Origin of the sequence: Sphingomonas jejuensis (assembly GCF_011927695.1) — a bacterium.
GTDB lineage: Bacteria > Pseudomonadota > Alphaproteobacteria > Sphingomonadales > Sphingomonadaceae > Sphingomonas_K > Sphingomonas_K jejuensis.
The window spans coordinates 158505-176847 of sequence record NZ_JAATJE010000001.1; the positions used below are offsets into that span (position 1 = coordinate 158505).

Sequence of the window (18343 nt, forward strand, 5' to 3'; positions counted from 1 at the left end):
AGCGCAAGGATCGACACAGCTCGAGGGGGCATAAGTGCAAAAACTTGCACAAGCCGGCACCGCTGTTAGCCTGCCACGCGTGCGGTCTCTTCCCTCCTGGCTGCGGTGGCTGGCCGCTGCGCTGATCCTGGCGATCCTGGCGGCGGTGGCGGCTGCCCACATTGCCGAGCGGCGTGCCGTAAGCGCGATCGCGGCAGCGGCGCGTAGCGACGCCGCGCTCCGCACGGCCCTGCTCGACAGCGAAGTCGCACGGCTCCGTCTCCTGCCCCGCGCGCTTGCCGAGGATCGCGACGTGCTGGGCGCGCTGGCGGGCCAGGGGCCGGCGCGTGCGGCATTGAACCGCAAGCTGGAGACGCTCGCGACGGATACGGGGGCAGCCGTCCTCTACGTCATCGGGCGGGACGGCGTGGCCATCGCGTCGAGCAACTGGCGAACGCCGCAAAGCTTCGTCGGAACCGACTATGATTTCCGGAGCTATGTCCGCGAGGCGCGCGCGCGCGGCGAGGCGACCGAGTTCGCCGTCGGCACCGTCAGCCGGCGCCCGGGGCTCTATTTCGCCCGGCGGAACAGCGACGGCGGCATCGTCGTCGTCAAGCTCGAGTTCGGCGGCATCGAGCGCGCCTGGGCGCGCGCCGGCGGCACCAGCATCGTGACGGACGCGGCCGGCGTGGTGATGGTGACGAGCGCGCCCGCATGGCGTTTCGCCACCACCCGCCCGCTTTCGCCGACGGCGATGGCGGTCGTCCGCGATGCCGCTCTGCTCGGCGACCGGCCGCTACCGGCGCTGCCCTTCGATGGCGATCGGCTCGCAGGGGTGCGGGTGATCGGCGCTTCGGCCCCCGCTCAACTGCCCGGCTGGACGCTGACGCTCTTCCGGCCCGTGGGCCCGGCGCTGGTCGCCGGTCGCGTCGCGGCGCTGGTGACGGCGCTGTCGGTGCTCGGCCTTCTCGCGCTTGTCTGGGTCGTTCGCGAACGGGCTCGCCTCGGGCGGCGCCGCACGGCCGAGCTGGAGCAGGCGGTGGGTGCCCGCACGGCCGAGCTGGCGCGCGAGATGGACGAGCGGGCAGCGGTGGAGGCGCGTGCGGCCGAACTGCGCGAAGGGCTGCGCCAGGCGAACCGCCTCGCCACGCTGGGGCAGGTGACCGCAAGTGTCGCGCACGAAACCGCACAGCCGGTCGCGGCGATCCGCACCTACGCGGAAACAAGCCGCCTGTTGCTGGAGCGCGGCGACACGGCCGCCGTCGTCGCGAACCTGGCCGCGATCGGCCGCCTCACCGACCGCGTCGGCGCCGTCACGACCGAGCTGCGCGGCTTCGCCCGCCGCCGTGCGGGCGACCTGCGCGCCGTGCCGCTCGCGGACGTGGTCGAGGGCGCAATGCTGATCCTGAAGGAGCAGCTGCGCGCGGTAACGCTCGACGTCGCGCCCATCGATCCCGCGCTCGCCGTGACCGGCGGGCGCGTGCGGTTGGAACAGGTGCTGGTCAACCTGATGCAGAACGCGATCGAGGCGATGGCGGCGACGCCGCACCCGGTGCTGACGCTCAGCACCGTGGTGGCGGCGGACGTCGTGCGGCTGACGGTTGCCGACACCGGCCCGGGCATTCCCGCGCACATTGCGGAGCGACTGTTCACGCCCTTCGTCACCAGCCGCGACAGCGGGCTCGGCCTCGGCCTCGTCATCGCCCATGACATCATGATCGACTTGGGCGGCACGCTCCGCCAGCTGCCGAGCGCGGAGGGTGCGGTGTTCGAGATCACCATGCGGCGCGCATGACCCGCGCCGTCGCCCTGGTCGACGATGACGAGGATTTGCGTCGGGCGACCGCGCAGCTGCTGACGCTTGGCGGCTTCGAAGTGACGGCGTTCGCCGACGCGGTGGAAGCGCTCGGCGCGATCGGGCGGTCGTTCGCAGGACCGGTCGTCACCGACGTGCGGATGCCGCGCATGTCCGGGATCGAGCTGTTCCGCACGCTGCGCGACCGCGACGCCGATCTGCCTGTCATCCTCATGACCGGCCACGGCGACGTCGCGATGGCGGTGGACGCGTTGAAGGGCGGCGCATGGGACTTCCTCGAAAAGCCGTTCAATCCCGACGTGCTCCTCGCTGCCGTTGAACGCGCGTCGACCGCGCGGGCGCTGGTGTTGGAAAACCGGCGGCTGCGCGAGGCCGCCGACAGCGGGCCGGCGGCCGCGATCCTTGGCGAGGCCCCCGCGATCAGACGGCTGCGCGAACTGGTGCCGGTCATTGCCGACGCGCAGCTCGACATCGTGGTGGAGGGCGAAACCGGGGTCGGCAAGCGCCTCCTCGCCCGCACGATCCACCGCGCGGGAAAGCGCGCGCGGCACCGCTTCACGGCGATCGATTGCGCCACGGTGCCCGCGCAGATCGTGGAACGGGAACTGTTCGCCCGCGGAGGTGCGATCGCGCGCGGCGATCGTGGCACGCTGTTCCTCGACCGGATCGATCTTGCCTCGCCGGAGCTTGCGCGCCGCCTGGCGCTGCTTGCCGAGAGCCGCATGGTCGCGCTCGACCTCCGCGACCCCGATCCCGTCGACATCCGCATCATCGCGACAATGCCCGACGGCGGCCGCAATGCCGTCAATGACGCGCTCTATCACCGGCTGGCGGGTGTTCCGTTGAGGGTGCCGCCGCTTCGCGAACGTCGCGGCGACATCCCGATCCTTTTCGCCCATCATGCGGAGCGGGCCGCGGCGGACCACAGGCGGCCGCTGCCGCGCTTCGGCGACCTGCCGCATCGCCTCGCCGCCCGAGACTGGCCGGGCAATGTCCGCGAACTCGCCAATCAAGCCGAGCGGCTCGTGCTCGGCATCGACGCTGATCCGGATGGGTCGCAGCCGGCCGATGCCGCGCCGCTGCCGGCACGGCTCGATCAGTTCGAACGCGCGGCGATCGTGGAGGCGGTGCAGGCGTCCGGCGGCGAGATCGCGGCGGCGATCGACCGGCTCGGCGTGCCGCGCAAGACCTTCTATTATCGGACCAAGAGGCTTGGCATCGACCTCAAGGCCTTGCGCGAGACGACGCGCTCGTCCGGCGGCTGAGCCGGGCAACCAGGCCGTTCGCGCCCTCGATGAAGGCGCAGCAGCAGTCCGTGGCGTGTCACCGGTCCGGATCGTGCGCTAGAGCCCGGCCTCTTCGAGCGCAGAGGCAAGCTCAGGATCGATCATGCGGCTCTTCTTCGGGGTCATGCGGTTCAGCATTGTCTCGATCCGGCGCTGCGCCACCTGCAGCGCCTTATGGCGCGCACCTCGCACCATGTTGGTCCGCCCCGACGCGCTCTCGCCCAGCAGCGCCGCCCATTTCGCTTCCTCGGCCGCCAGGATCGCAAGTGCCAGGCGCAGCCCATCACGCCGGCCACGGTCATAATCGCCGCTCGGCGAAGAGTGATCCCTCTCCGTCGTCACCGCTCAGTCATCCTCCTCGGATTGCCGATCGACGCTGTCCATGAAGTCCCGCGCCGCGTCCTTGTCCGCCTCGTCCTCAAAGACGGCATCCAGCGCGGGCGCACACCCCAGCATGTAGGCGAGGCACCAGAGCCCGAAACGGCGCCCGTCGTCCTGCTCCAGCCCGATCTCGACAAGCAACTGGTCGATGCCGGCGGCGAGCCGGTCGGAAGGGAGATCACCGACATCCTCGGTGCCGAAAAAGCGGATAAGCAGCTGATCGAAGTCCATCAGCGCTCCTACCCGATCATTGGGCCGGGGCGAAGACGCCTTCTGACGCGGAGCAAAGAGGCTGGAGCGGGTGAAGGGAATCGAACCCTCGTCGTAAGCTTGGGAAGCTTCTGCTCTACCATTGAGCTACACCCGCGCGCCGCTGTTCGACAGGGTCGATCGCAGAGGGGCTTGGATAGCGGCGCGGCGTTGTCTCCACAAGAGGAGAGGGCCGGGCGAGGCCTCGTCCGGCGCGACGATCGTGCGCCGATCGACAAGGCGGCTAGGCGGATCGGCGTCCGAGGCTAAAAGGCGTCAACCAGGGGGAACGCAATGGACAGCTCGCAGTCACCGACCGACGGGGAACGGCCGTCCTTCAGCCGCGCGGCGACGATCATCGTCATCGCCATCGCGCTTGTCGGGGTGGCGTGGGTGTTCGTCGCGCTCACCCGCTTCATCATGCTGGTGTTCGCCGCGGTGGTGCTGGCGGTGATCTTCGACGCGCTCACCCGGCGGATCTGCCGGTGGACCCGGCTGCCGCGCGGCATCGCGCTCGCGCTGGCGGTAACGGCGATCTTGGTGCTGATCTGTGCGGCGTTTACCTTGTTCGGCGCACAGATCATCGGTCAGTTCGACACGATCATGGAAAGCCTGCCCAGCGCGATCGCAAGCGTGGAGGGCGTGCTCGACAGCGTCGGCCTGGGGGATGCCGCGCGCAATCTGTTCGCTCAGGGCGGCAACGACCTGTCGACACTTCTGTCGCGTGCCGGCGGTTACCTGCTCGCCGCGACCAGCGGCATCGCCGATGCCGTGCTCGTCTTCGTGGGCGCCATCTTCCTGGCAAGCGATCCCGATGTCTATCGGCGCGGCGTGCTCATGCTGATGCCGCACCGGGCGGAGGAAACGGCGGAACGGGCGATGGACGACGCGACGCGCGGCCTGCGCGGATGGATGATCGGGCAGGTGGTCTCGTCGCTGGTCGTGGGCGTGTTCACCTGGGCGGGTCTGCAGCTGCTTGGCGTTCCGGCCGCCGGGGGGCTGGGCGTCATCGCCGGCCTCTTGGACGTGATCCCGCTGGTCGGCCCGATCATCGCGGGCGTGCCCGCCGTGCTCCTGGCCTTCACCGTGTCGCCCACCACGGCGCTCTGGACCGTTCTGCTGTTCCTGGTGATCCAGCAGCTCCAGGGCAATTTCCTGCAGCCCATGATCCAGAAGCAGGCGGTGGACGTGCCGCCCGCCGTTCTGCTGTTCGCGGTGGTGGCGGCGGGCCTGCTGTTCGGCGCGCTCGGCGTGCTGCTCGCGGCACCGCTGACGGTCGTGATCTTCGTCATGGTTCAGCGCATCTATGTGCGCACCATCCTGGACCGGCCCATCCGCATCGCCGGGGAAAGCTGATCGGCGGTCAGAGCGCCGCCACGAACCGCCGGGCGGCGGCGCCGACCGCATCCGCATCGTCGCCAGGGCGGTAGAGCGCCGATCCCAGGCCGAACCCGTCGGCGCCCGCCGCGCGCCACGGTGCCATGCCGTCGGGCGTGATCCCGCCGACCACCAGCATCGGCACCGATCGCGGCAGCACCGCACGCTGCGCCTTCAGCACGGCGGGGCTCGCCGCTTCCGCCGGGAACAGCTTCAATCCATGCGCCCCGGCCGCGATGGCGGCGAAGCCCTCGCTCGGCGTGAAGTAACCCGGCAGGCAGACCATGTCCGCCGCAACCGCCGCGCGAATCACGTCCGTATCCGTGTTCGGCGATACGATCAGCTGCCCGCCCGCGTCCCGCACCGCGGCGACGTCGGCCGCCGTCAGCACGGTTCCGGCGCCGACCACCGCGTGGTCGCCCAGCCGACGCGCCAGCCGTCCGATGCTGTTGAGCGGATCGGGGGAGTTCAGCGGGACCTCAATCAGGCTGAATCCCGCCTCGACCAGCGCGTCGCCGATCGCCTCGACCGTGTCCGGCGTGACGCCGCGCAGAATCGCGACCAGGGGGCAGCGGGCCATCGCGGCCGCCAGTGTCGACTGCGGATCCGTCATCGCAACAACTCCCAAAGGCGGTGGATGCCGGCAAGGAAGGCCGCCTGGCTGTCGATCCGCTGGCTGGTTCCGCCGGCCATCTCGATGGCGGCGGCATAAAGGTCGCCGAGCGTCTGGTCGGCGATCAAGTGCACGGTGCCTCCACGATCCACGTCGCGCGCGGCGACGTCCGCGCCGATCAGCAGCCCGCTGGCGCGCGCCGCGGCATCCTCGCGCGGCAGCCGGCCGATCAGCACGGCCGCGCGGACGCCGAACAACTGGCCCAGCAGGTCACGGTCACGAAGGCCGCGTTCCACCCCGCTCCGAAACGCCGGACCATCCGCGACCGGTCCGTCCAGCATGCCCGACAGGACGCTGCCGGCGCGCAGCAGCGCGAACAACTCGCCCGTCATCGCCGTGGCGACGTCGGTGATCTTGCCGCCCGCCATCCGGATCCACTTGTTGTGCGTGCCCGGCTGGCAGAACAATGCGTCCGGCGGCGCCTGTCCCGCCGCCAGGGCACCCAGCACCTGCACCTCCTCGCCGCGCATCACGTCCTGCCGATCGGGCAGGTCGACGCACACCCCCGGCACGATGGTCATGTCATGCTCGGGCAGGTGCAGCACGGCCCCCGCGATCCGCTCGATGTCCGCAGGCGCGGAGATGTACGGCACTTGCTGGAGGCCCCGGTCCGACCCGACCATCCCGGCCGCGACGATCGGGTGGCGGCCAAGCCGCGTCCGCAACGCGGCCACCGCGTCCGGGTAGGCGGCCGGCGCGATCGACAGGGCACCGCGATCGTCGGCCATCTGGTCGACGACGACCCCGGCCGCGTCCAGCGCATAGGCGCGGCGGCGCGTGCTGCCCCAGTCGACGGCAATCAGGCGGGCAGGGCCGGTCAGCGGATCAGCGCCCTTCGCGCGTGAAGATGAACCCCGCCGCCTGATAGTCGCCGCGCATGGCGACGTCGATGCCTTGTCCCATCCAGTAGGCGCCACTGGCGACCTCCGGCGTACCGGCGGCAAGCGCCGCGCCGTCCATGCGCTCCACCCGGTACCGCGCCTCCGGATCAAGCCCCGCCAGGCGGATGGCGGGCAGGGGGTCGGCCTTGTGCGTGCCCTGGTTGAGCGTGAAGAGCGCGGCCTGGCTCCCGTCTCCGGCGATGTAGAGGTTGGTCCAGCGCGCATCCGCCTCGTTCGACCGGTTGAGCCGGTGGAGTTCGCCCTGCTGCACCGTCTCGCGGATGCGCTTGTAGGCCGCGATGTACCGGTTGGCGGTGGCGAAGTCGGCCTCCTGCCAATGGTTCAGGTCCGTCCCGATGCCGAGCCCGCCCTGCATGGCCGACAGGAAGCGGAAGTCGAGCGGGGTGGCGCGGCCGTTCAGCCAGTTGGGGCTGTCGGTCACCCATGCCATCATCACCGCGGGCGCATAGGCCTGGGTGAAGCCGTCCTGGATCTGCAGGCGATCGAGGGGATCGGTGTTGTCGGACGCCCACATCTGATCGGTCCGGCTCATGATGCCCATGTCGATGCGGCCACCGCCGCCAGAGCAGCTCTCGATCTCGACATCGGGGTGGCGGCGGCGCAGCTCGTCCAGGATGTAGTAGAGGTTACGCACATAGGCGACGTAGATCTCCTGTTGATCCGCCACCTCCGACGCCGGCCAGCCGGGCTCCGACCAGTTGCGATTATAGTCCCACTTCAGGAACGCGATGTCGTTCTCCCGCAGCAGCCGGTCGAGCACCTCCAGCAGGTGGTCGCGCACATCCTCGCGCGCCAGGTTCAGGACCATCTGGTTGCGCCCTTCCGTGCGCGGGCGACCGTCGAAGTTGATCACCCAGTCGGGGTGCGCGCGGTAGAGATCGCTGTCGGCGTTGACCATCTCCGGCTCGACCCAGAGCCCGAAATCCATCCCCAGCGATTTCACCCGCCGGATCAGCGGGCCGAGGCCGTTGGGGAACTTGGTCGGATTGACGGTCCAGTCGCCGAGGCCGGCGCGATCATTGTTGCGCGCTCCGAACCAGCCGTCGTCCATCACGAACCGCTCGACGCCGATCCGCGCCGCGCGCTCGGCCAGCGCGATCTGCCCGGCCTCGTCCACATCGAACTCGGTCGCTTCCCAGCTGTTGTAGAGCACCGGGCGCAGCGGCAGCCGGCCGTCGTCGCGCGGCAGCACGCTGTTGCGCTGGAAACGGTGCAGAAGGCGGGATGCCTCCCCCATGCCGTCGTCCGCATGACCCGCATAGAAGGTCGGCGTGTCGAGTTGCTCGCCCGGGCGCAGGCGGTAGGCGAAGTCGAACGGGTTGAAGCCGCCGACGATGCGCGCGCGCCCGGTCAGGTCCTGATCCACGGTGATGCGGAACGATCCGCTCCACGCCAGCGCACCGAACCAGACGGGGCCGGCATCCTCCGTCGTCTCCGCGCGCGACACGGCGAACCAGGGATTGTTCTGGCTGCCGGTCGATCCGCGCCGGCTCTCGATCACGGTCGCGCCTGCCGTCAGCGGGCGTTCCTGCCGGGTCCATTCGGCGGCCCAGCGTCCGGTCAGGTAATGGAGCTTGTAGTCATATGCGACGGGCAGCGTGTAGGTCGCCGCCGCCGCCTGGTCGATCCGGACGTCGGTGTCGCCGCCGTTGCGGATGCTCGCCGATCGACCGACGATCCCCGTGGCGCGGTCGATGCTGTAAGTAAGCGTCACTTCCAACGGGCGCTGGATGTCGCGCAGGCTGACGGTGACGCCGTCCCGCGTCAGCCGGTGGGAGACATAACGCAGCACCAGGTCGCGATTGCCGTCCGGATAGGCGACCTTCAGCGCCGGCTCCTGGAACAGCCCGCCGCCCCAGCCGGCAAACTCCTGCGGCACCACGTTGGCGGTAACGTCGAAGCCGCTGTGCCCGCGCAGTTCCGGCTTCACCAGCGGATCGCCGGCCGCCAGGCGCGACCCCCAATACACCGCCTGGAGCAATCCGGCCTCGTTGACCCGGAACGCATAGGTGACATCGCCGCCGTCCAGCCTGAACACCTGACCGTCCGCGGTGTAGCTCGATTCCGCCACCGCCGGAGCGGCCGGAAGGAGCGCGGTTGCGGCCAGGAGGCCCGCCAGCGGCGTCAATCGCATCGTCATCCCCTCATATCATACAATTGGGTCAAAGCTGCCACTGCGGGTGGCCTGGCAGCCGACCGGTACGTTCTAGCGTCGCGCAACAATGGCCGGTGAAACAAGGCTCGACAACCCGGAAATTATATCATACTTATTGAATAAGACAGGAACGTGTCGTTTCCATAAGGGAGGGAAGATCATGCGCATTCGTTCGCGGTTCACGGCGGCCTTGATGACGGCGGGGGCGACGATCGCCCTGGCCGCGCCGGCTTATGCGCAGGGCGCGCCGGCGCAGTCGCCCGCCAGCCCGACCGATCCCGCGGGCGCGCAGGTTGATCCGCAGGCCACCGAAGATGGTGGCGAGGAGATCATCGTCACCGGCATCCGCGCCTCGCTCGCCAGTGCGCTCGAGCTGAAGCGCGAGACGATCGGCGTCGTGGACGCGATCTCGGCCGAGGACATCGGCGAGTTCCCCGATGCCAACATCGCCGAGTCGCTGCAGCGCATCACCGGCGTCGCGATCAGCCGCGGCAACGGCGAAGGCCGCGGCATCACCGTTCGCGGCCTGGGGCCGGAATTCAACACGGTGCTCCTCAACAACCGACTGCTGTCGACGGAAGGCGGCGGCCGCTCCTTCTCGTTCGACATCCTGTCGTCCGAGCTGATCACGGGCGCGGAGGTCTACAAGTCGTCGGAAGCGCGGCTGCAGGAAGGCGGCATCGGATCCACCGTGATCCTGCGCACCGCGCGCCCGACCGATCGCGCCGGCCTCCACTTCGCCGGCAATGTTGCCGGCCGCCACGACAACACATCGGACGAGATCACGCCGTTCATCTCGGGCGTGATCAGCAATTCGAACGAGGATCGCAGCTTCGGCATCCTCGCCAGCTTCGTCTACGACAAGCGCATCTCGCGGCTGTCGAATATTTCGACAGACGGTTGGATCATCAACCAGAACATCGACACCAACGGCGATGGCGTCGCGGATACGCGACCGGTGCAGGCCGATGGCACGCGCGCGCAGGGGGTGGCTCTGCCCCGTACGCTGAACTTCACCTCTACCCTTAATAATCGCGAGCGGATCGGCGGCACCTTCGCCGTCGATTATGTCATGTCGGACACGCTGCGCTTCGAACTGGACGCGCTTTATACTCAGCAGAAGACTGACAGTGTCACCAACCAACTTGGCTACTACACCGATCCAGCCCGCATCACGACTGCGACGGTTAACGAAAATCGCACGGTGACGCAGTTTACTGTTTTGCCGGCAACGGCCACCGCCGGCCTGGCATCCGACAACATCCTGGCGACCAACCCGCAGAATGCACGGACCTACCAGATCGGTGCGAACCTCGAATGGACTCCGACGGAAGACCTGACGCTGGCGTTCGATGGTGCGCATTCCAACACACGAAATGACTCCGACCAGCTCTTCTATGTCGTTGGCACGCGCCAGATCGGCGTGTCACCAACTTTCGTCCTGAATGGTCCGGACGGACTTCCGACGATGACCAACGTGCTGCCGACCAACGACCGCTCGGCGCCCCGGCTCCATTGCTGCTCAGAGCGCGGCGGTAGAAACCGTGACACCATCAATCAGGCAACCTTCGACCTGACCTGGGAGCAGGATGGCTTCCTCGACAAGCTGCAAGCGGGCATCCTGTTCACCAACCGCAAGAAGGAGACGGTGGTCCGCGAATCGCCGGAGCCGCTTGGATGCTTCTACTGCGGCTACCTGGCGGTGGCGCCGGGATCGCTTTTCAGTGACTTTAATGCCGACGTGCTCGGCCGTGATCTAACCTGGCTTACCTATGACCGCGATGCACTCGTCCGCTATTACGGCTCGGCCGAGGCTGTGAACCAGGTCGGCGGCACCAGCCAAGCCGCGATCGATGCACGTAACCGCTTCCTTGCGGTCTACGCTGGCAACAACAACAGCCTGGATCCGATCGATCGTGAGCGCGGATCCGGCACCGTTCGCGAAAACACCTACGCAGCCTATGTGCAGGCCACCTTTCAGGGCGACCTAGGCAACTCTCGCTGGACGGCGCAGGCCGGTGCGCGCCTGGTCAATACTCAAGTATTTGCAACCGGTTACTCGGTGACGCTCCTCGACGTAATTCAGAATCCGGCCGACCCGACGGCGGCGGTGCCGGTATACAGCCCGACCATCCCGGTCGATGCCAAGAACGACTATACCTACCTGCTGCCCACCGCGAGCTTCCGCCTCAACGTGACCGACGACCTGATCTTCCGTCTGGCGGGTTCGCGCACTCTGACCCGGCCAACACTCGGTCGCCTCGGCCTTTCACAGGATTTCGTTTTCCGTCCGCCGAATTCGAACACCGTCAGCGGCGGCAACCCGTTTCTTCGGCCGTTCCTTTCCTGGAATGCCGATGCGGCCGTCGACTATTACCTCAGCCGCACAAGCTATGCGAGCGTCGCCGGCTTTTACAAAAAGCTACAGAACTTCATCATTTCAGGTCAGCAGCCTGAGGAATATTTCGGTCTGACTTTTATCGCCAATCGTCCCTATAATGCGCAGGAAGGCGAAGTGTACGGCGCGGAGTTCGCGATCCAGTCGACTTTCGATTTCTTGCCCGGCTTCCTCAGCGGGTTTGGCGCATCGGCTAACTACACTTTGGTTGAAAGCTCGATCCGCTTTGATCCGACGCTCAGCAATCAGACCTTCAACGTGGAAGGCCTTTCCGACACCGCCAATCTGGTGCTCTTCTACGAAGACGAAACATTCCAGATTCGCGGCGCATATAACTGGCGTGCGCCGTTCCTGGCGGCAACGTTCGGAGCGCAGAGCCAGCCGTCGCAGGTCGTCGCCTATGACCAGATTGATGCATCGGCGGCGGTCCGGATCAACGAGAATGTCTCGGTCTATGCAGAAGTGCTGAACCTGACCGATAACCGCTACCGCGATTATTCCCGCTTCGAGGAGCGGCTGATCACGGAGTCGACCCAAGGACGGCGCATCACCGTGGGTCTGCGCGGCAGCTTCTGAGCTAAGGGGGGAGGGCGGCCGCGTCGGAGAAGGGCGCGGCCGGCTTTTTACCTGCCGACGAGGCTCGATGCCGATCATAACATACCACGACCTGCCCGACGGCCGCCGCGCCGCCCGTGTCGAGCTCCGCTCGCCGGGCGGCGTCCGCGTGTCCGTGACCAACCTTGGCGCGACGCTGATGGGGATCGACGCGCCCGATCGTACCGGGCGGATCGCGCCCGTGCTGCTGGGCCACCGTGATCCGGCCGACTACCCCACCGGCGGCGGCGCCGGGGCCAACCATTATTACGGCGCCACCTGCGGCCGCGTCGCCAACCGGATCCGCGACGCCGCCTTCGACATGGACGGCATGCGCTACGGGCTGGACGCCAATGAGGGCCGTCATCACCTGCATGGCGGTCGCCACGGCTTCAGCCATGCTCTCTGGCACATCGAGTCCGTCGAGGATGACGCCGTGTCGATGCAGCTGGACAGCCTGGATGGCGATCAGGGCTATCCCGGTCGTCTTGTGGTTGCGGCGCGCTTCTCGCTGTCGGCGGAGGGCAGGTTGCTGATCGGCTTTTCGGCCCGTACCGATCGGCCGACCCACGTCAACATCGTGTCGCATGGTTATTTCAACCTGTCCGGCGACATCATGCGTAGCATCGCGGATCACGAGCTCACCATTTTCGCCGACAGCTACCTGCCGATCGACGGGGACGCGCTGCCGACCGGGGCACGTGTCGATGTATCAGGCACGCCGTTCGATTTCCGCAATGGCCGCATCGTGGGGAATGTCATCGACACTCAGGATGATCAGCTTCGGCTGGGCGACGGCTTCAACCACTGCTTCGTGCCAGACGGAGGGGGAATGCGGCCGGTGGCGCGGCTGCATCATCCGGGCAGCGGCCGCACGCTGGATGTCGCGACCGATCAGCCGGGCCTGCAGCTCTACACCGGCAACGCGCTGTCCCCCCGGCGCTCGGCACTCTGCCTGGAAGCACAGGGCTGGCCGGACAGCGCGAACCATCCCGGCTTCCCGTCGACCCGGCTCGATCCGGGAGAGACCTACCGCTCGACGACCCTGCTGACCTTCACCGCCGCCTGATCGACCGCCCTACAGCCGCGCCATGCGCCCGTTGTCGACCACCACATCCTCGCCCGTCACAAACCGCGCCGCATCGGACACCAGGAACAGCACCGCCTCGGCCACGTCGCGGGTGTCGCCGACATCGGCCGGGTCGAGCACTTCCGCACCCGATTTGATCGCCGGACTTTCGTGCAGCAACGGCGTGTCGATGGCGCCCGGCAGGACGGCGTTGCACCTGATCCCACGGGCTCGCCCCTCGATCGCTGTGGAACGGGTGAGGCTGACCAGTGCCGCCTTGGACGCCGCATAGCTGGACACGAGCGCGGTCGTGCGCCGTGCATGCACGGACGCCACGTTCACGATCGCGCCGCCGGATGGCATGCGGCGAAGCGCGTGGCCGGTCAGCAGCGCGGGCGCGACCAGGTTGACCGCCAGCAGCCGGTGCCAGTCCTCCGCCGTCTGATCCTCGACCGGCTTGAAGATCATGATGCCGGCGACATTCACCAGGATGTCGATGGCATCCAGGCCGTCCACCGCCCGCGCAAAAGCCTCGTCCACGGCCTCCGGCTTGCCGAGATCGGCCAGCAGCGTCATCGCCCCGGCGGGCGGGGCAGCCGGCGCCGTCCTGTCGATCAGCGCCAGCCGTGCGCCGGCCTCGGCCAGCCGGGCGACGATGGCCGCGCCGATGCCGCCGGCGGCGCCCGTCACGATCGCGGCCTTTCCGTCCAGCCTGCTCACCATTCGCGCAGCGATCCATCGCGGCCGCGCCATACCGGATTGCGCCAGCGATGCGGCGTCCGCGCGGCATCGCGCACCCGCGCCTCGTCGATCTCCAGGCCCAGCCCCGGGCCCTCGAGCACGTCCACCATGCCGCCCTTCACCGCCAGCGCATCCGGGTTGGCGACGTAGGTGAGCAGGTCCGCATCCGCCTGGTTGTAATGGATGCCGAGCGACATTTCCTGGATCACGAAGTTGGGTGTCGCCGCCGCCACCTGGAAGCAGGCGGCAAGCGCCAGGGGGCCGAGCGGGCAGTGCGGCGCCAGCGCCACGTCATAGGTTTCGGCCATCGCCGCGATCCGCCGGACCTCTGAGATGCCGCCGGCATGGCTGAGATCGGGCTGCGCGATGTCGATCGACGCCGTTTCGAAGAACGGCCGGAAATCCCACCGGCTGTAGAGCCGCTCGCCCAGCGCCAGCGGCAGGCTGGTCTGCTGCGCGATCTGCGCGATCGCGGCGGGCTGTTCGCTCAGCAGCACTTCCTCGACGAACAGGGGGTTCAACGGCTCCATCGCCTTGATGAGCTGGCGGGCCATCGGCTTGTGAACGCGCCCGTGGAAGTCGATGCCCACGTCCACGCCGGTGTCGCGTACCAGCGCGAGCCGCTCAACCGCCGCGTCGATCGCCGCCGGGCTGTCGAGCCACTCCATGTCCTCGGTGCCGTTCATCTTGACCGCGTCGAACCCCTGGTCGAGCCGCGCCGCCGCCGCCTCGGCCACGTCGCCCGGCCGATCGCCGCCGATCCAGGCGTACACGCGCATCCGGTCGCGCACGCGCCCGCCGAGCAGGTCGGACACGGGAACGCCCAGCGCCTTGCCCTTCAGGTCCCACAGCGCCTGGTCGAGGCCGGACAGCGCCGACAGCAGCACCGGCCCGCCGCGATAGAAGCCCAGCCGGTGGACCAGCTGCCAGATGTCCTCGATCCGCCCCGCCTCCAGGCCGATCACGCGGTCGCGTACCGCCTCCAGCGCGCCGACCACGGCCTCGGCATGACCCTCCAGGCTGGCCTCGCCCCAGCCGACGGCGCCGTCGTCAGTCTCGACCCGCACGAACAGCCAGCGCGGCGGCACCAGGAAGCTCTCGATCGAAGCCAGCTTAGGCATGGCGCGCGTCGCTCTCGTCAGGGTTGCGGGGGGCGGCGCCCCGGAAGGAAGGGAGGCGCGGCAGCGATCCGGTCTGCCGCAGCCGGTCGAGCACGACCGCCACCAGCAGGATCCCGCCACGCACGACATATTGGTAGAAGGTGGGCACGTTCAGCAGGTTGAGCGCATTTTGCGCCGCGCCCATGATGAGAACGCCGACGATCACGCCGCCAATGGTGCCGACCCCGCCCGACAGCGACACGCCGCCCAGCACGCAGGCGGAGATCACGGCAAGCTCAAGCCCGATCGACGTGTTCGGCTGCCCGCTGGTGATACGCGCGGCCAGGATGATGCCGGCCAGCCCCGCGACCAGCCCCTGCAATGCGAACACGGCGATGCGCACGCGCGTAATCGGCACGCCGGCAAGCCGCGCGGCCTCCGGATTGCCGCCGATCGCCAGCACGTTGCGGCCGAACACGGTGCGATTGAGCACGAAGCCGAAAACGATGAAGCAGCCGATCATCGCCCAGATCGGATAGTTGAGCCCGAGGAAGCTGTCGGTGCCGAGCCGGTAGAAACCCTCGGCCGGGATCGCCACGGACTCCCCGCCCGACACCAGGAAGGCCAGGCCGCGCACGATCTCCATGGTGGCGAGGGTGACGATCAGCGAATTGACCTTCAGCCAGGCCACCACCGCGCCGTTGAACGCCCCCACCAGCGCACCGCCGACCAGCCCTGCAACGATGCCGAGGGTAACGCTGCCGGTGGACGCGATCACCACTGCGGTCAGCACACCCGACAGGGCGACGATCGACCCGACGGACAGGTCCACCTCCCGCATCGCCAGGACCAGCATCATGGTGGTGGCGATGGTGCCGACCAGCGTGACCGACAGCGCCAGCCCGCGCAGGTTCCGGCTGCCCAGGAAGTCGGGCACGAACAGCGACAGGGCCGCCAGCAGGATGATCAGGATGAGGAGCGGGCCGGCGCGCCGCATCAATCGGTCGAGGCTCATGCGATCGCGAGGTCCCGGGATGTGAGGGAGGATTGGTCGGAGAGCGCCATCCGGAGCAGGCCGTCGGCGGTGGCGTCTGCCCGGTCGACCACGCCGGACATGGTGCCTTCGCGCATCACCACGATGCGGTCGGCGACGCCCATCACCTCCGGCAGGTCGCTGGACGCGAACAGCACGGTGCCGCCCGCCTCCGCAAAGCGGTAGAGATGGCCGTAGATCTCGCTTCTCGCCCCCACGTCGATGCCGCGGGTGGGCTCGTCGAGCAGCAGGATGTCCGCGCCGGCCAGCAGCCAGCGCGCGATGATCGCCTTTTGCTGGTTGCCGCCCGACAGGGTGGAGATGGCGGCCTCCGCCGTCGGCGTCTTTACGCGCATGCGGTCGATCTGCTCGCGCGCGGCCGACGCCTCGGCATCCCGCTGCAGCAGGGCACCCCGTGCGCGCAGGTTCCGCCAGGCGAGCGCGATGTTCTCGCGGACGGATGCCAGCGGCAGGATGCCGTGGTCCTTGCGGTCTTCGGGGCACAGCGCGATGCCTGCAGCGATCGCGGCGCGCGGATCGCCCGGCGCAAGGGCCTCGCCATCCACCCGCACGGCACCCGCCGTCGGCGTCGAGGCGCCGTAGATCAGGCGGAACAGCTCGGATCGGCCGGCACCGACGAGGCCGAACAGGCCCACGATCTCGCCGCGGCGCACCGTGAGCGACACCGGTTGGCGCAGGCCCGGTCCGGCGAGCTGCTCCACCGCAATCCGCACCTCGCCCGTCGGCCGTGAACGATAGCCGTAGATGTCGGACACGGTCCGCCCCGCCATCGCCGACACCAGCCGCGCCTCGTCGGCGGGGCCGACCGGCGCGGCATCCAGCACATGGCGCCCGTCGCGCAGCACGGTGGCGCTGTCGGCAAGCGCGAACACCTCCTCCATCCGGTGGCTCACGTAGAGGATCGCCCGGCCGTGCGCCCGCAGGTCGCGGATGATCTGGAGGAGGCGCACCGTCTCTCGCGCGCTCAGCGAACTGGTCGGCTCGTCAAAGGCGATGATCCGCGCATCGCGCAGCAGCGCGCGGCCGATCTCCACCATCTGCCGCTGCCCGATGGACAGGTCGCCCAGCCGCGTCTCAGGATCGATGCTCTCGCCCAATCGCTCCAGCACGCCGGCCGCGCGGGTGCGGAGCGTCCGGCGGTCGACCAGCCCACCGCGTGCCGGCAGCGCGCCCAGCATCAGGTTCTCGGCCACCGACAGGTCGGGCGCCAGCTGCAGTTCCTGGTGGATGATGGCAATGCCGGCATCCTGGCTGTCGCGCGGCGAGGCGAACCGCTCCGGGAAGCCATCGACCAACAGATCGCCGTCGTCCGGACGGTACTGGCCCGACAGGATCTTCAGGAGCGTCGATTTGCCGGCGCCGTTCTCGCCGATCAGCGCCCGGACCTCGCCCGGCTCCACCGCAAAGCTGACGCCGTCCAGCGCCACCACGCCGGGGAAGCGCTTGCCGATCCCGCGATATTCGATCAGCGGCATCAGGCCTGCCCCTCCTGGATCAGAAGCCGGCGGTAATTGCTGCGGTCCATCAGGATGCCGGGCGTCAGCGTTACGTCCGGCGGCCGCACGCCCTCGGTGATCCACCGGTACATGGTAACGCTGGTGTCGAACCCGTGCCGCCGGGGGCTGAGCAGGATCGACGCGAAGAAGCCGGTCGGCCGCGGCTTGGCGAGGTCGGCGATCGCGGACTCCGATCCGCCGATGCCGATGCCGATCACCTCATTCGGTCCAAGCCCAAGGCCTTCGGCCGCGCGCACGCCGCCGACCACGGTTTCGTCGTTCAGCCCCAGGATGATCCAGTTCCTGACGCGACCCTGCTGCGTCAGCACCGGACTGGCGGCGGTAAAGGCGCCCTCCGTGTCGGTGGTCCGCTGGGGTGCGTCGAAAATGCGGCCGGACGGCACGCCCCCGGCGGTCAGCGCCGCCACCGCGCCGCCGGTCCGTTCGCGCCCGGTTTCCAGGCTGTCATAGGCGATGCGGAGCACGCCCAGCGTGTCCGGCGACCAGCCCCTGCGACGGGCTTCGGCCAGTGCCGCCTCGCCGGCCATTCGACCGATCTCCACCGCCGAGATGCCGACGTGCGGGATGCCGGGGATCGGCTGCCCGGTCGGTCCGGTCAGCCGGTCGTCCACCGACATCGCCTTCATGCCGCTCTGTTCGGCTGCGATCCGGATGGCGGGGCCAAGCCGCGGATCGGGCGCGCAGATCACGAACCCGCCGGCGTGCCGGGCGTAGAGCGTGCCGAGTGCGGACAGCACCCGGTCGCCGTCCTCGGCCCCGATCCTCAACAGGTCGAAGCCCAGCTCCTCGGCCGCGATCCCGGCGAAGCGCCACTCGTCCTGGAACCATTGTTCCTGCGGCATCTTGACGACGAAGCCGATGCGCACGGCCTCATCGGCGGCGGAACAGGCCGGCAGCATCGCGATGCCGCCCGCCCCCAATCCCGTCAGCACATGTCGACGCGCCAGGCGCATGCCGCAATCTTCCCCCTCGCCTGTTCTCTTGATGTCCATCATGCGCAAGGATTCGACAGCCGTCAATTTATATCATATTTATTTGAGGACGGAGGGGAC

Annotated in this window: 15 protein-coding genes and 1 tRNA gene; 5 read left to right on the forward strand and 11 right to left on the reverse strand. The window is 68.6% G+C overall.

Annotation, left to right across the window (positions count from 1 at the left end):
- The first annotated feature begins 79 nt into the window (after positions 1–79).
- A complete protein-coding gene (locus tag GGR88_RS00885) occupies positions 80–1774 on the forward strand; it encodes an ATP-binding protein (RefSeq protein ID WP_167952078.1) in 1695 nt (564 codons plus the stop codon).
- Entirely contained in the window at positions 1771–3060 is a 1290-nt protein-coding gene (locus GGR88_RS00890; protein ID WP_167952080.1) for a sigma-54-dependent transcriptional regulator, read from the forward strand. Before GGR88_RS00885 ends, GGR88_RS00890 begins: the two co-directional genes overlap by 4 nt.
- 78 nt (positions 3061–3138) lie before the next feature.
- Here GGR88_RS00890 and GGR88_RS00895 read toward each other — a convergent pair whose 3' ends face one another.
- From GGR88_RS00895 to GGR88_RS00905, 3 genes are all read right to left on the reverse strand, one after another.
- Positions 3139–3423, reverse strand: a complete 285-nt coding sequence (locus GGR88_RS00895) for a hypothetical protein (RefSeq protein WP_167952082.1) — start codon at positions 3421–3423, stop codon at positions 3139–3141.
- Positions 3424–3426: 3 nt separating this feature from the next.
- A complete protein-coding gene (locus GGR88_RS00900; protein WP_167952084.1) occupies positions 3427–3693 on the reverse strand; it encodes a hypothetical protein in 267 nt (88 codons plus the stop codon).
- Between the two features lie 62 nt (positions 3694–3755).
- Positions 3756–3829, reverse strand: a tRNA-Gly gene (locus GGR88_RS00905).
- 176 nt (positions 3830–4005) lie between these two features.
- On the opposite strand from GGR88_RS00905, the gene GGR88_RS00910 reads away from it, so the two are divergent.
- Entirely contained in the window at positions 4006–5067 is a 1062-nt protein-coding gene (locus tag GGR88_RS00910) for an AI-2E family transporter (RefSeq protein ID WP_167952086.1), read from the forward strand.
- A 7-nt stretch (positions 5068–5074) separates the two neighbouring features.
- Here the strand turns inward: GGR88_RS00910 and GGR88_RS00915 are convergent, their stop codons facing one another.
- The 3 genes from GGR88_RS00915 to GGR88_RS00925 are packed head-to-tail and all read right to left on the reverse strand — an operon-like array spanning position 5075 to position 8803.
- Positions 5075–5701, reverse strand: coding sequence for a 2-dehydro-3-deoxy-6-phosphogalactonate aldolase (locus GGR88_RS00915; protein ID WP_167952088.1), 627 nt, complete (start codon positions 5699–5701; stop codon positions 5075–5077).
- A complete protein-coding gene (locus GGR88_RS00920) occupies positions 5698–6627 on the reverse strand; it encodes a 2-dehydro-3-deoxygalactonokinase (protein WP_342449761.1) in 930 nt (309 codons plus the stop codon). The genes GGR88_RS00915 and GGR88_RS00920 overlap by 4 nt, the downstream gene beginning before the upstream one ends.
- The gene (locus GGR88_RS00925; RefSeq protein ID WP_245196399.1) at positions 6587–8803 is read right to left on the reverse strand and encodes an alpha-galactosidase; all 2217 of its coding nucleotides are present in this window, start codon (positions 8801–8803) and stop codon (positions 6587–6589) included. Before GGR88_RS00925 ends, GGR88_RS00920 begins: the two co-directional genes overlap by 41 nt.
- A 175-nt stretch (positions 8804–8978) precedes the next feature.
- Between GGR88_RS00925 and GGR88_RS00930 the strand changes: the two genes are divergently transcribed.
- Both GGR88_RS00930 and GGR88_RS00935 read left to right on the forward strand, forming a co-directional pair.
- Positions 8979–11792, forward strand: a complete 2814-nt coding sequence (locus GGR88_RS00930) for a TonB-dependent receptor (RefSeq protein WP_245196400.1) — start codon at positions 8979–8981, stop codon at positions 11790–11792.
- A 67-nt stretch (positions 11793–11859) separates the two neighbouring features.
- Entirely contained in the window at positions 11860–12879 is a 1020-nt protein-coding gene (locus tag GGR88_RS00935) for an aldose epimerase family protein (RefSeq protein ID WP_167952090.1), read from the forward strand.
- Between the two features lie 9 nt (positions 12880–12888).
- Here GGR88_RS00935 and GGR88_RS00940 read toward each other — a convergent pair whose 3' ends face one another.
- The 5 genes from GGR88_RS00940 to GGR88_RS00960 are packed head-to-tail and all read right to left on the reverse strand — an operon-like array spanning position 12889 to position 18286.
- Positions 12889–13602, reverse strand: a complete 714-nt coding sequence (locus GGR88_RS00940) for an SDR family NAD(P)-dependent oxidoreductase (RefSeq protein WP_167952093.1) — start codon at positions 13600–13602, stop codon at positions 12889–12891.
- Entirely contained in the window at positions 13596–14741 is a 1146-nt protein-coding gene (gene dgoD, locus GGR88_RS00945) for a galactonate dehydratase (protein ID WP_167952095.1), read from the reverse strand. The genes GGR88_RS00940 and dgoD overlap by 7 nt, the downstream gene beginning before the upstream one ends.
- Positions 14734–15735 (reverse strand): L-arabinose ABC transporter permease AraH, encoded by a 1002-nt coding sequence (araH, locus tag GGR88_RS00950; protein WP_167952097.1) that lies wholly within the window; start codon positions 15733–15735, stop codon positions 14734–14736. The genes dgoD and araH overlap by 8 nt, the downstream gene beginning before the upstream one ends.
- The gene (gene araG, locus GGR88_RS00955) at positions 15732–17249 is read right to left on the reverse strand and encodes an L-arabinose ABC transporter ATP-binding protein AraG (protein WP_167952099.1); all 1518 of its coding nucleotides are present in this window, start codon (positions 17247–17249) and stop codon (positions 15732–15734) included. The genes araH and araG overlap by 4 nt, the downstream gene beginning before the upstream one ends.
- Positions 17249–18286: a type 1 periplasmic-binding domain-containing protein gene (locus GGR88_RS00960; protein ID WP_245196401.1), complete on the reverse strand. Its 1038-nt coding sequence runs from the start codon at positions 18284–18286 to the stop codon at positions 17249–17251. Before GGR88_RS00960 ends, araG begins: the two co-directional genes overlap by 1 nt.
- Between the last annotated feature and the right edge of the window lie 57 nt (positions 18287–18343).